The organism is Gluconobacter frateurii (genome assembly GCF_002723955.1).
Taxonomy (GTDB): Bacteria; Pseudomonadota; Alphaproteobacteria; order Acetobacterales; family Acetobacteraceae; genus Gluconobacter; species Gluconobacter frateurii.
On sequence record NZ_BEWN01000005.1, the window covers coordinates 127,793 to 140,535 of the forward strand.

General features: G+C 57.2%; 10 protein-coding genes. 3 read left to right on the forward strand and 7 right to left on the reverse strand.

Annotated features, from left to right (window positions below):
• Nucleotides 1-5 precede the first annotated feature (5 nt).
• Genes GFR01_RS13400 through GFR01_RS13410 form a run of 3 tightly spaced genes read left to right on the forward strand, consistent with a single transcriptional unit; the run spans nt 6 to nt 8,001 of the window.
• Nucleotides 6-3,191, forward strand: coding sequence for an efflux RND transporter permease subunit (locus GFR01_RS13400; protein WP_099182872.1), 3,186 nt, complete (start codon nt 6-8; stop codon nt 3,189-3,191).
• Entirely contained in the window at nt 3,188-6,466 is a 3,279-nt protein-coding gene (locus GFR01_RS13405) for an efflux RND transporter permease subunit (RefSeq protein ID WP_099182873.1), read from the forward strand. The genes GFR01_RS13400 and GFR01_RS13405 overlap by 4 nt, the downstream gene beginning before the upstream one ends.
• Nucleotides 6,466-8,001 carry an efflux transporter outer membrane subunit gene (locus GFR01_RS13410; RefSeq protein ID WP_099182874.1) on the forward strand — a complete coding sequence of 512 codons (1,536 nt, stop codon included), beginning with the start codon at nt 6,466-6,468 and terminating at the stop codon, nt 7,999-8,001. The genes GFR01_RS13405 and GFR01_RS13410 overlap by 1 nt, the downstream gene beginning before the upstream one ends.
• A 70-nt stretch (nt 8,002-8,071) precedes the next feature.
• On the opposite strand, the gene GFR01_RS13415 is transcribed toward GFR01_RS13410, so the two are convergent.
• The 7 genes from GFR01_RS13415 to rpsM all read right to left on the reverse strand — a co-directional run bounded on the left by GFR01_RS13415 (nt 8,072) and on the right by rpsM (nt 12,714).
• Entirely contained in the window at nt 8,072-8,242 is a 171-nt protein-coding gene (locus GFR01_RS13415; RefSeq protein ID WP_007282750.1) for a DUF1328 domain-containing protein, read from the reverse strand.
• A gap of 52 nt (nt 8,243-8,294) precedes the next feature.
• Nucleotides 8,295-8,543: a hypothetical protein gene (locus tag GFR01_RS13420; RefSeq protein WP_244902298.1), complete on the reverse strand. Its 249-nt coding sequence runs from the start codon at nt 8,541-8,543 to the stop codon at nt 8,295-8,297.
• Nucleotides 8,544-8,639: 96 nt separating this feature from the next.
• Nucleotides 8,640-9,956 (reverse strand): MFS transporter, encoded by a 1,317-nt coding sequence (locus GFR01_RS13425; RefSeq protein WP_174694724.1) that lies wholly within the window; start codon nt 9,954-9,956, stop codon nt 8,640-8,642.
• A 332-nt stretch (nt 9,957-10,288) separates the two neighbouring features.
• On the reverse strand, nt 10,289-10,708 hold the full coding sequence (rplQ, locus tag GFR01_RS13430) for a 50S ribosomal protein L17 (RefSeq protein ID WP_063905304.1): 420 nt from the start codon (nt 10,706-10,708) through the stop codon (nt 10,289-10,291).
• 28 nt (nt 10,709-10,736) lie between these two features.
• Nucleotides 10,737-11,756 carry a DNA-directed RNA polymerase subunit alpha gene (locus GFR01_RS13435; protein WP_007282745.1) on the reverse strand — a complete coding sequence of 340 codons (1,020 nt, stop codon included), beginning with the start codon at nt 11,754-11,756 and terminating at the stop codon, nt 10,737-10,739.
• A gap of 129 nt (nt 11,757-11,885) precedes the next feature.
• On the reverse strand, nt 11,886-12,278 hold the full coding sequence (gene rpsK, locus GFR01_RS13440; protein ID WP_007282744.1) for a 30S ribosomal protein S11: 393 nt from the start codon (nt 12,276-12,278) through the stop codon (nt 11,886-11,888).
• 58 nt (nt 12,279-12,336) lie between these two features.
• Entirely contained in the window at nt 12,337-12,714 is a 378-nt protein-coding gene (gene rpsM, locus GFR01_RS13445) for a 30S ribosomal protein S13 (RefSeq protein WP_010502104.1), read from the reverse strand.
• Between the last annotated feature and the right edge of the window lie 29 nt (nt 12,715-12,743).

Consider the following 12,743-nt stretch of genomic DNA (forward strand, 5'->3'; position numbering starts at 1 on the left):
AGACCGTGAATCCGTCCCGCCTGTTCATCGAGCGTCCGGTTGCCACCAGCCTCCTGATGTTCGCCATCCTGCTGAGCGGTCTGCTCGGCTACCATTTCCTGGCGGTCTCAGCCCTGCCACAGGTCGAGTACCCGACAATTACGGTCTCGACCTCTTATCCAGGCGCTGGGCCGGACGTGATGAGCACATCCGTCACAGCCCCGCTTGAGACGCAGCTTGGCCAGATGCCCGGCCTTGACCAGATGACCTCCCAGTCGTCGGGCGGCGCGTCCGTCATTACCCTGCGCTTCGGCCTCGATATGTCCATGGACGTGGCGGAGCAGGAAGTTCAGGCAGCGATCAACAACGCGACGTCCCTGCTGCCCACAGACCTTCCGGCTCCCCCGATCTATGCCAAGGTCAATCCCGCGGACACGCCTGTTCTGACACTTGGCATTACGTCCAAGACGATGCCGCTTCCGGAAGTGGAAGATTACGTCAACACGCGTCTTGAACAGAAGATCAGCCAGATATCCGGCGTCGGTCTCGTGACGCTCTCAGGTGGCAATCGCAAGGCCTACCGCATCCAGGTCAACATCCCAAAGCTGACCTCGTACGGCATCGCGATCGATACCCTGCGGACCATCATCACGACCGTGAACGTCAACTCCCCGACCGGCACGTTTGACGGCCCTAAGCGCTCCACGTCCCTGCGTATTGACGGACAAATCCAGTCTGTCGAGCAGCTGATGAACCAGGTCATCGCCTATCAGAACGATGGTCCGATCCGCGTCCGTGACGTCGCAACTGTTGTGGAAGGTGCAGAGAACAGCCAACTCGCAGCATGGTCGAACAAGACCCCAGCCCTGATCCTGAACGTTCAGCGACAGCCCGGCGCGAATGTGATCGGCGTCGTGGATAACGTTCTGCGCATCCTGCCGCAGCTCAAGCAGGATCTGCCACCGGGCATCGACATCACGCCGCTAACCGACCGCACCACGACCATCCGCGCCTCAGTCGAGGATGTGGAATACGAGCTTGGCCTTGCCATGCTGCTCGTGGTTGGCGTGATCTTCATCTTCCTGCGGAATGTTCCTGCCACGATCATCCCAAGCCTGTCGGTCCCGCTATCCCTTGTGGGCACCATGGCGGCCATGTACCTGCTTGGCTTCTCACTCGACAACCTATCGCTGATGTCCCTGACCATCGCGACTGGCTTCGTGGTTGATGACGCCATCGTGGTGATCGAAAACATTGCCCGCTACATCGAAGCTGGCGAAGACCGTTACACAGCCGCCCTTAAGGGTGCTGGTGAAATTGGCTTTACGATCATCTCGCTGACCGTTTCGCTCATCGCAGTGCTGATCCCGCTATTGTTCATGAAGGATGTCGTAGGACGGCTGTTCCACGAATTCGCCATGACGCTGTCGATCACCATCGTCATCTCCGCCATCGTCTCCATCACACTGGTCCCGATGATGTGCGCCCGGATGCTGACGGACACGCACGCTCCATCCGCAAGCCACGGTTTGTGGGGACGCATCTCGAACGCAACCGAGCGCAACATCAACGGCATGATTGCGCTTTATGGCCGCTGGCTCGATGTGGTGCTCCGCTTCCGCGGACTGACACTTCTGGTCACGCTTGGAACGATCATCCTGACGGGCGTTCTGGCCTACACGATCCCGAAAGGCTTCTTCCCGACGCAGGATACCGGCGTTGTGCAGGGCATTTCGGTCATGTCACAGGCCATTTCCTTCGAGGGCATGAAGGATCGTCAGCAGGCACTTGGCGCGGAAATCCTCAAGGACCCGGACGTCGCCAGCATCTCGTCTTTCGTGGGCATCGACGGCCAGAACATGACGATGAACGTCGGCCGTTTCCTGATCAACCTGAAGGCTCGGGATGCACGCACGTCTGATCTGACAACCATCCTCCACCGTCTGGGCCAGCTAGGCCAGAATGTCGTCGGAACACAGCTTTTCGTACAGCCCATTCAGGATCTGTCTCTGGATTCCTCGATTTCCGCCACGCAATACCAGTTCATGCTGGAAAATCCGGACTACGACACGTTCAAAACCTGGGTGCCAAAGTTCGTAGCTGAGCTGCAGAAAGAGCCATCTCTCGCAGACGTCACATCTGATCTTCAGGCAGAAGGACTGGTCGCGCAGCTGTCGCTCGATCGGGCAACGGGCGCGCGTTATTCCATCACCCCACAGACCGTCGACAACCTTCTTTACGACAGTTACGGCCAGCGTCAGATCTCCACGATCTATACGCAGGCCAACCAGTATCGCGTCATTCTGGAAGCCCTGCCGGACCTGCAGACTGATCTGACCTCCCTGAGCCAACTTTATCTGCCCGGCATTTCATCCGAAGCCGGAGGCAGTACATCCGGACCGACACGTCAGCCGACATCCGGCCTGGTGCCGCTCAAGCAGGTCACAACCATCACCCATAGTCTGGCTCCCCTACTCATCAGCCATTATGGCCAGTTCCCCGCCACGACGATTTCGTTCAACGTCGCCAAGGGGTACTCACTGGGCGCCGCTACAAACGCCATTGAGCGTGTGGAGCAGAGCATCGGCCTGCCACCTGCGTTCCAGACTGCTTTTCAGGGAACAGCCGCGGCGTTCCGCTCCTCCCTGACCAATGAAATCTGGCTGGTCATGGCGGCCGTCATCGCGGTCTATATCGTGCTGGGTATTCTCTATGAGAGCTTCATCCACCCCATCACGATCCTGTCCACGCTACCATCAGCAGCGATCGGGGCGCTGATCGGTCTGTACCTGTTCGGGATGGATCTCGACATCATGGGCATCATCGGCATCGTGCTGCTGATCGGCATTGTGAAAAAGAACGCCATCATGATGATTGACTTCGCGCTCGAGGCGGAGCGGCTTGAAGGGCACACGCCACTGGAGGCTATTCGTCAGGCCGCCCTGTTGCGTTTCCGTCCTATCCTCATGACGACGCTGGCCGCCCTGTTCGGTGCCCTGCCGCTGATGCTGAGCCATGGCGTCGGATCGGAACTTCGCCGCCCTCTCGGTGTCGCCATCGTCTGTGGCCTGATGCTGTCTCAGATGCTGACCCTGTTCACAACGCCGGTCATCTACCTGTTCATGGACGGGATCGGCCGGAGAACGCGTGGGCTGCTGAATCGCTATCACGCCAGCCGGACACCCTCACCTAGCCCGCATAGCAACCCGTGAACCTGATCCGCCTCTTTGTCATGCGGCCAGTCGGGACAACCCTTCTGGCCGTTGCGCTCGTGATCGCTGGCATTCTGGGCTATTTCAGCCTCCCCGTTGCCGACCTCCCGAACGTTGACTTTCCCGTCATCATGGTGATGGCCAACCAGCCTGGCGGTTCTCCTTCCGAGATCGCCAGTACGGTTGCTGCTCCCTTGGAACGACATCTGGGAGCTATTTCAGGCGTCACGGAAATGACGTCTGAATCCACGGTTAATCAGACCCGCATCACGCTCCAGTTTGATCTCTCCCGAGACATCAATGGCGCGGCGCGTGATGTGGAGTCAGCCTTGCAGGGGGCAAGGCAGGATCTTCCCTCCACACTTCGCACGAACCCGACCTACGACAAGGCAAACTCCAACGGTCCGCCAGTCGTGGCCATGACGCTCACCTCTGACACCCGCACCCCTCAGGAACTCTACGAGTTTGCAAGCAACGTGCTGACCCAACAGCTCAGCCAGGTTGAAGGTGTCGGAGAAGTCGAAATCCGCGGGAGCGCCCTGCCCGCCGTTCGTGTTGAACTGAATCCGTTGCGCCTGTTCCGCTACGGCATCGGGTTTGAAGACGTCCGCGCAGCCCTTGCCTCAGCCAATGCCCATACGCCCAAGGGCTTCATTGACTCGCATGGCACACGCCTGATGCTGTCGACGAACGATCAGGCCAGCAAGGCGGAAGACTACCGCGGTCTGGTCATTGCCTACCGAAACAATCAGCCGGTGCGCCTGACAGACGTCGCAGAAGTCAACGACAGTGTGGAAGACCTTCGGCAAACCGGCTTTCACAACGGCCAGCGCGCAATCATCTGCACTGTCTTCACCCAAGGCGGGGCGAACGTCATCAAGACCGTCGACGGTATCCGCAGCCGCCTGCCCCTTCTCCAGTCAGCGTTGCCGGGCAACACCCATCTCAACGTCCTGATCGACCGGTCAAAGACCATCCGGGCTTCTCTGAACGACACGAAGCAAACCCTTATCATTGCCGTGGTTCTGGTGGTCATCGTTGTGCTGCTGTTCCTGCGCAGCTTCACGGCCATCCTTATCCCAGCTGTTGTCGTCCCGGTGTCCATTATCGGAACATTCGGCGCCATGGCCCTGATGGGATACCAGCTCGACAACATGTCCCTGATGGCTTTGACGATTTCGACCGGCTTTGTGGTCGATGACGCCATCGTCGTTCTTGAGAACATCACGCGATATATGGAAATGGGCCATGAACGGCTGGAAGCCGCCGTGCTCGGAGCCAGTGAAGTCGCTTTCACGGTTCTGTCGATCACGGTGTCTCTGGTTGTCGTATTTGCACCCATCATGTTCATGGGCGGCATTGCCGGACGGCTGTTCCACGAATTTGCGATGGTGATGGTTATTACACTCACTATCTCGATGGTCCTGTCGCTATCGCTAACCCCGATGTTGAGCGCCATGATCCTGAATGCCGCGCCGACCAACAGCAACACAGTCTGGGGAAAGATCGGATCGCTTCTGGAACAGACGATTGACGGTGTTGCCAGGGGTTATGATCGCTCACTTGGTTGGGGTCTAAGGCATCCATTCCTGGTCGTGCTCTCCCTTCCTGCCACGCTTATTCTGGCAGGCATTCTCTTCGTAAAGATGCCTAAGGGTTTCTTCCCATCCGAAGACACCGGGCAACTCATGGGCCGTCTCGTGGCAGACCAGTCCGTGTCTTTTCAGTCCCTGAAGAACATCACAGCCCGCGCCATGAAAGTCGTGGCAGCGGACCGCGATGTGGCAGGCGTCATGGGTGGCGCAGGGGGACGTTCTTCAAACTCGGCTAACCTGTTTGTGGCCCTCAAGCCCAAGGAAGACCGGAAGGACGATCTGGCCAGAACCGTTCAGCGCCTGAATAAGGCTTTCTCTAACGTTCCGGGCGCCCAGTTGCGCCTGATGGCCCCGGGGGCCGTTCGGATCGGCGCACGCTCAGGAGATGCGTCCTATCAGTACTCGCTGGAAGGCCCATCAGCAGAAGAACTCTACGAGTGGACGCCAAAAATCGTGGCCGCCCTCTCCAAGATTCCCCTGTTGATGAATGTCTCGTCCAATGTGGAAGAAGGAGGTCAGGCCATTGCGATTGCGATCAATCGCGATATGAGCTCCCGTTATTCCATCACCCCGCAGCTGATCGCCAATACGCTCTATGACGCCTTTGGCCAGCGTTCTGCCTCGGTGATCTACGGCAACCTGAACCAATATCATGTGGTCATGGAAGTGGCGCCCCGGTACTGGGAGAGCCCTGAGACCCTGAAACAGATGTGGGTCAGCGCCTCAGGTGGCACTGCGGCTGGGGGAACATCCTCCAACAACATCCGGGTCCGAGCCAGTACGACATCGACGACTCTGTCCCAGAGTGAGGAATCCTATCTCAACTCTGTCGCCAATTCGCTTGCGGGGGGTAAATCTGCTTCGAGCGGTTCTGCTGTCACGACCAGTTCAGAAAGCATGATTCCCCTTGGAGTTCTGGGTCACCAAAGAATGACCAACACGGCCCTGACAGTGAATCATGATGGCCTGTCTGTTGCCACCACCGTCTCCTTCGACCTGGCACCTGGCGCCTCGCTCGGGCCTGCTGTTCAGGCCGTGGAAGCGGCCATGGTCAAGCTTCATGTGCCGCCTACAATTCACGGCGGTTTTGCGGGCAACGCAGCAGCGTTCCAGAAGTCCGTCAGTGATGAGCCGCTGTTGATCCTCGCGGCGCTCGCTGCGGTCTACATTGTTCTGGGCATGCTCTACGAAAGCCTCATCCACCCATTGACCATCCTTTCCACCCTTCCCTCAGCAGGCGTCGGCGCCCTGCTGGCTCTTCAGGTCTTCGGGCAGGAATTTTCATTGATGGCGATGATTGGCGTCATTCTGCTGATCGGCATCGTCAAGAAGAATGCCATCATGCTGATCGACTTCGCACTTGTCGCCCAACGTGAGGGCGCAACTGCTCTTGAGGCCATCCACCAGGCCAGCATCCTGCGTTTTCGCCCCATCCTCATGACGTCTCTGGCTGCAGCGTTCGGCGCGGTGCCGCTCGTTTTTGGAAATGGATATGGCAGCGAACTCCGCAGACCTCTCGGTATTGCCATTCTAGGCGGCCTGATGGTCAGCCAGCTTCTCACGCTCTACAGCACGCCTGTTGTGTTTCTCTATCTTGATCGTTTCGGAAAGATGCTCGGCCGCGTCCGGCATCATTTTGCCATTCTGCTTCACATCTCGCCCCGGGAAACGGAAATCTGATGACCGCCCTTCGCATGCCTTCCCTGCGCGCCCTTCTTCTGGGAGCCGCAGCCCTGCCTTTCCTGAGTGGCTGCATGGTCGGACCAAATTACCATCGTCCCTCGGCTGTCATTTCTCCGCATTTCAAGGAAGTTCCGCCGCCGACCGGTTGGAACAAAGCACAGCCTGATCTGGCTCTCATGCCCAAAGGAGACTGGTGGACCGTCTTCAATGATCCGCTCCTGAACGATCTGGAAGAACGTGTTGCGACATCCAATCAGAGCCTGAAGGAATACGAGGCGCAGTATCGTAAGGCTGCGGCAACGATCAATTCCATCAAGGCCAGCCTCTATCCAACCCTGAGCGGAAACTTCAGCTTTAACCGCAATTCCCAAGGCAGCAGTGCTACCAGCACCAGCGGCGGCTTCACCTACAGTTCAACCCAGTCCTATACGAGCAACACGTGGGCTACCGGCCCTTCCGCAAGCTGGACTGTCGACGTCTGGGGCAAAATCCGCAGGCAGATTCAGGAGCAGGTCGCCGCGACACAGGGCGATGCGGCCCTGGTGGCCAGTATGCGCCTGTCTTACCAGCTCACTCTGGCGCAGGATTATTTCAGCCTCCGGTATCAGGACAGCTTGGTCGATCTCTATACGCGCAACGTCGGCCTCTATCGGGACAACCTGAAAATCCTGCAAAACCAGCTTGAAGCTGGTGTTGCAGATCCCACGAGCGTTCTACAGGCCAAGTATCTGCTGCAATCCACAGAAGCCAGCCTGGCCAACGCCCATATTGCCCGCGCGCAATACGAGCATGCTATCGCGGTATTGACGGGCCGCACACCAGCAGACGTGACGATCGCTGTTGCACTGCTCCCGAAGACCATTCCAGCTGCTCCCGTCGCCCTTCCATCCATGATCCTGGAGCGTAGGCCGGACGTTGCTCAGGCTGAGCGAAATATGGAAGCCTACAATGCGGAAATCGGTTATGCGATCGGGGCTTTCTTTCCGGAAATTACCCTCACCGCTTCTTATGGATACAGCGGCAATCCGCTTCAGCAGTTGATCCAGACAGCCACGCGAACCTGGAGCCTTGGTGCTGCTGCCTCAGAAACGATTTTCCAGGGGGGCGCCCGAACTGCAGCCGTACGTGAAGCCGAAGCCGACTACGACAATGCGGTAGCGACCTATCGCCAGACAGTTCTGGCTGCCATGCAGGACACGGAAGATCAGATGTCCAACCTGCATTATCTGGATCAACAGCTAACGCTTCAGAATCAAGCCGTTGAAAGCGCTCAGGCTGCGGTTCGGGTCTCAATGAACGAATATCTTGCCGGCACCCAGATCTACACCACCGTGATCACTGCCCAACAGACCGCCCTGCAATACGAACAGACGCAACTGAGCATTCGTCAGCAACAGCTCAACGCCGAAGTGGCCCTCCTGACAGACCTTGGAGGAGGCTGGAGCACGAAGGATCTACCGACCAAAGCGTCTCTTCAGACAGACAATCCTCTCCTCCCCTCTTTCATTCAGAAAGACAAGAACGGACGATAAAAATAAAAAGGGCGGGACCTTTCGGTACCCGCCTTTTTTCATGCCCGGTCAGCACGAAACTGGAGACGCCTTACAGAGCGTGCAGTCCAGCGACGCCTGCAAGAATTGCCAGAACGGCGAGGACGAGGAAGATAATGAAGAACAGCTTCGCGATGCCTGCCGTAGCCGCGGAGATCCCCGAGAAGCCGAACACACCGGCGATGATGGAAATGATAAAGAAAACGATAGCATAGTGCAGCATGGGACATGATCCTTGAATTACAGGTCGTGGTCATGTCGTAACGTCACATGCCTCAGGAAGGTTTCTTCCCCGAAAAAAGAGTGCGCCCCAACAATAGACCGCTGACAAATGCCGACGAGAGCAAGAATAATGGCTGATCCACCATCAGATCTGCCACAACAGCCCGACTTTCTCTTGCGACTGTGCAGATATTTTTCTTCAGGCGATCACAATCAACAAAGTGTTCGGCTCCTTCCTGCAAAGATGGAACAGCCTTATCCAGATACGATGCCAGATCAGCATCCATAGCTTCAAACTCCATAACCAATGCATCCAATACATACGAAAACAGGGGGAGTTCGATAACGAACTCCCCCTGCTCTTTTACAGCTTACCAACGAAGATGTGACTGATTGCTTCAGTGACCGACAGCTGTAGTCACTTCGCCACGTGCCGCAGCTTCTTCTGTATAGCGACGGGCCTCAGGGGAAATCTTGAGGGCCAGCGTCATACCGGCAGAAGCCAGATAAATCACTGCGAACGTCCAGATCACATAGCTCATGCCCGGACCAAACACAGCGCCACAGAGCGATACGATTGCAGGCCCCACCCAGGTTGACGCACCAGCGCCCAGTCCGAGGATGGAAAGTGCAGCAGCTTTCTCACGCGGGCAGATCTGAGGCATCAGACCGGAGAGCGGAACAAAGGCAGCAACAGTCGCGCCATAGAAAATACCAGCGGCAGCAACGGCCCAGAAATTGCCTGGGAACCAGAGCGGCACATAATAGAACAGTGGGATGGCAACGAAACCACCGATACCACCGAAAACCGACACCACAAATCGATGACCCAGCGTGTCAGCAACCATGCCAGAAACAAGGTTGAATAGAATGTTGCTGAGGAAGATCAGTGACAGCAGATTCAGCCACTGTCCGAGGCTAAAGTGCAGTTGATCCACGAAGAAGGCAGGCATGATCGCAAGGAAGGCATATTCCGAGGACGTATCAATGACACGAACAATGCCAGCAATTGTCGTCTTCGGCTCACGCCACATGATGCTGAGCGAGCCAAAGAAAATGTCCTTGGTCGGCACGTGATCAGGCAGCAGGCGCTTCTTGCCGGTTGGTTCGTGCGTGAACAGCAGCGCCACAAGACCACCGATGATCACCAGACCAAGCGAACACCAGAACGTCTTGAGTTCCCCCAGATAGGGGATTGTATAGCGCGCGAACTGTGAACCAAGTGTCGGCAGACCTGCGGAAAAAGAGAACCAGAACCATCCTGCAGCCGACCCAAGCATGGCAGCCGGGGTAGCGGCGGCGATCCATACAAGGAAACCGTATGCGAACAACGGATAGGCAAATCCACGCAGCGCATAAAAAAGGAGAATCATTGGTCCGCTATTCGGCCCAAGCCCGAATGTCAGGAAACAGACTTCGAGAACGGCCCAGAGGACCAGACCGATCCACATGACCTTCTTCGGTCCCATCAGATCCGAGAGTGGCCCGGAGAACCAGGCGGCAATCATGACGGTGATGCCGTAAAGCGTGAAGAGTTCGTTTACGAACCCTTGCGAGTGGCCGTGATGCAGCATGTAAGTGTCGAGGTAACCGGCTTCGACGCCATCCCCGACCATAAATAGAAGCTGACCAACAAAAGCCCAGAAAAGGGCGCGTGGGATGCCAAGAATTTCCGCTAGTCCGCGTTTCGGTGCGGCTGTTTCGGACATTTTCATGCTCTCCAGGCGAAGGCGCATCACGAATCTGCTTCGACCTCATTGCCGAAACAGATATGGGACGCGTCGTTGCGGGCCCTACGAGAGTGCTCGGGCCCGTTTCTCAAAATAATGCAGGACAGCGAGGCCAGCAGCTTGCCGACCTTCAGGAAAAAGATGCCCTTCCCGCCCTGAGAGGGCGGGAGAAAATTAGCCGGTTGGAAACCAGACGGGAATCGTCCTGCAAGAGATGTGGCAAAACTACACACTCAGCACAGGAATGTGAACCGAAGAATAAAAAAAAGGCCGGTGCATGACTGCACCGGCCTTTTTTGTTCCCGAAGAACGGAGCCTCAGGCGGCTTCCTGCTCTTCTGCAACCGGCTTCGGACCGCTGTCCTGACCCTTTGCATCGAGATCGCGTTCCACGAGCTCGATAACAGCCATATCAGCGTTATCGCCATAGCGCACGCCAGCCTTCAGAACACGGGAGTAACCGCCCGAGCGCGTCTTGTAACGCTCTGCGACCGTGCTGAAGAGCTTGCTGACGATCGCATCGTCACGCAGCTGAGCGAAAGCCTGACGACGAGCGTGCAGGTTGCCGCGCTTGCCAAGCGTGATCAGCTTTTCGACAACCGGGCGAAGTTCCTTCGCCTTCGGCAGCGTCGTCGTGATCTGCTCGTGCTTGATGAGTGCGACGGCCATGTTGCGGAACATGGCAGCGCGGTGAGAAGAGGTGACATTGAGCTTACGCCCGCTCACACCATGACGCATTGCTAGTTTTCCTTACCCTAAGAAGTTCTCAAAACGTCTCATCGAGACGTTTGGCCAGATCCTCGATGTTCTCGGGCGGCCAGGCCGGAACGCTCATGCCGAGCGACAGCCCCATACCGGTGAGAACTTCCTTGATCTCATTGAGCGACTTACGCCCGAAGTTAGGCGTACGCAGCATTTCCTGTTCGGACTTCTGCACCAAATCGCCGATATAAACAATGTTGTCGTTCTTGAGGCAGTTGGCGCTACGCACCGAAAGCTCAAGCTCGTCAACCTTGCGAAGAAGATTGCGGTTGAACGGCAGGTCATCCTGCGGTTCTTCATGCTGGACCGGACGCGGCTCATCAAAGTTGATGAACAGCTGAAGCTGATCCTGCAGAATACGCGCAGCAAGAGCCAGACTGTCTTCCGGCGTTACAGCACCATTCGTCTCAACCGTCAGCAGCAGCTTGTCGTAGTCAGTAACCTGACCAACGCGGGTCTGCTCGACCTTGTAAGACACGCGACGAACCGGCGAGTAGATGGCATCAATCGGGATCATGCCGATTGGTGCGTCTTCCGGACGGTTAGCAGCGGCGGCGACGTAGCCCTTACCCATGTTGACGGTGAACTCCATTCCGAGTTTCACGCCGTCATCAAGAGTGCAGATTACGAGGTCAGGATTCATGATCTCAATGTCATGACCAGCCTGAATCTGCCCTGCCGTCACTTCTCCCGGACCAGTCGCCGTGAGAATCATGCGCTTCGGGCCTTCACCATGCATGCGAAGTGCGAGCTGCTTAACGTTCAGGACAATGTCCGTCACGTCTTCGCGCACACCCGGAACAGCAGAGAACTCATGCAGAACGCCATCGATCTGAATGGCAGTTACTGCTGCACCCTGAAGGGAAGACAGAAGAATACGACGCAGCGCGTTGCCGAGCGTCATACCGAAGCCGCGCTCCAGCGGCTCCGCCACGACGGTGGCGATGCGCGAGGCAACCGGGCCGGGCTCGACTTCAAGCTTCTCCGGCTTGATGAGGGACTGCCAGTTTTTCTGGAGAACCAAGGTCGTGGCCTTTCAAACAACGAAGCCCGCCAACAAAATTGGCGGCACCTGGCCCGCACGGATCGTGCGGTAGAAGATGCAATCACAAAACATGCTGCGCACCCCCAGGGATGCGCAGCACAGCATCACTCAGACGCGACGACGCTTACGCGGACGGCAGCCGTTATGCGGCACCGGCGTCATGTCACGAATGGACGTAATCGTGAAGCCAACAGCCTGCAGCGCGCGAAGAGCACTTTCACGCCCCGAACCCGGACCGGACACTTCGATCTCAAGCGTTTCCATACCGTGCTCGCGAGCCTTGCGGCCTGCGTCTTCAGCAGCAACCTGAGCTGCATACGGTGTGGACTTACGCGAGCCCTTGAAGCCCTGTGCGCCCGAGGAGGACCATGCAATTGCATTACCCTGCGCGTCGGAGATCGTGATCATGGTGTTGTTGAACGTGGAAAGCACGTGAGCAACGCCAGAGATAATATTCTTGCGCTCTTTCTTACGAATGCGCGGTGCTGCGGCCTTGGCCATAATAGAGGTCGTCCTAAAAGTTAGCGAAAAGCGTCAGAGTGAAGCAGTCAGGCGCGGATTAGCGCGTGACCTTCTTCTTGCCAGCAATCGCCACAGCCTTACCCTTACGGGTACGAGCATTCGTGTGCGTACGCTGACCGCGAACCGGAAGGCCGCGACGATGACGCAGACCGCGGTAGCAGCCCAGATCCATCAGACGCTTGATGTTCATAGCCGTCTCACGACGCAGATCACCTTCGACGCGATATTCGCCGTCGATCAGTTCACGGACCTTTACGATCTCGTCGTCAGACAGTTCGTTTACGCGCTTCGCGTCGGGGATCCCGAGCTTGCTGCAGATTGCCTGTGCCGTCGACGGGCCAATGCCGTAGACATAGCGCAGGGCGATGACCACCCGCTTGTTGGTCGGAATGTTTACGCCGGCAATACGTGCCACGCCAATTCTCCCATCGACGCGGTCTCCAA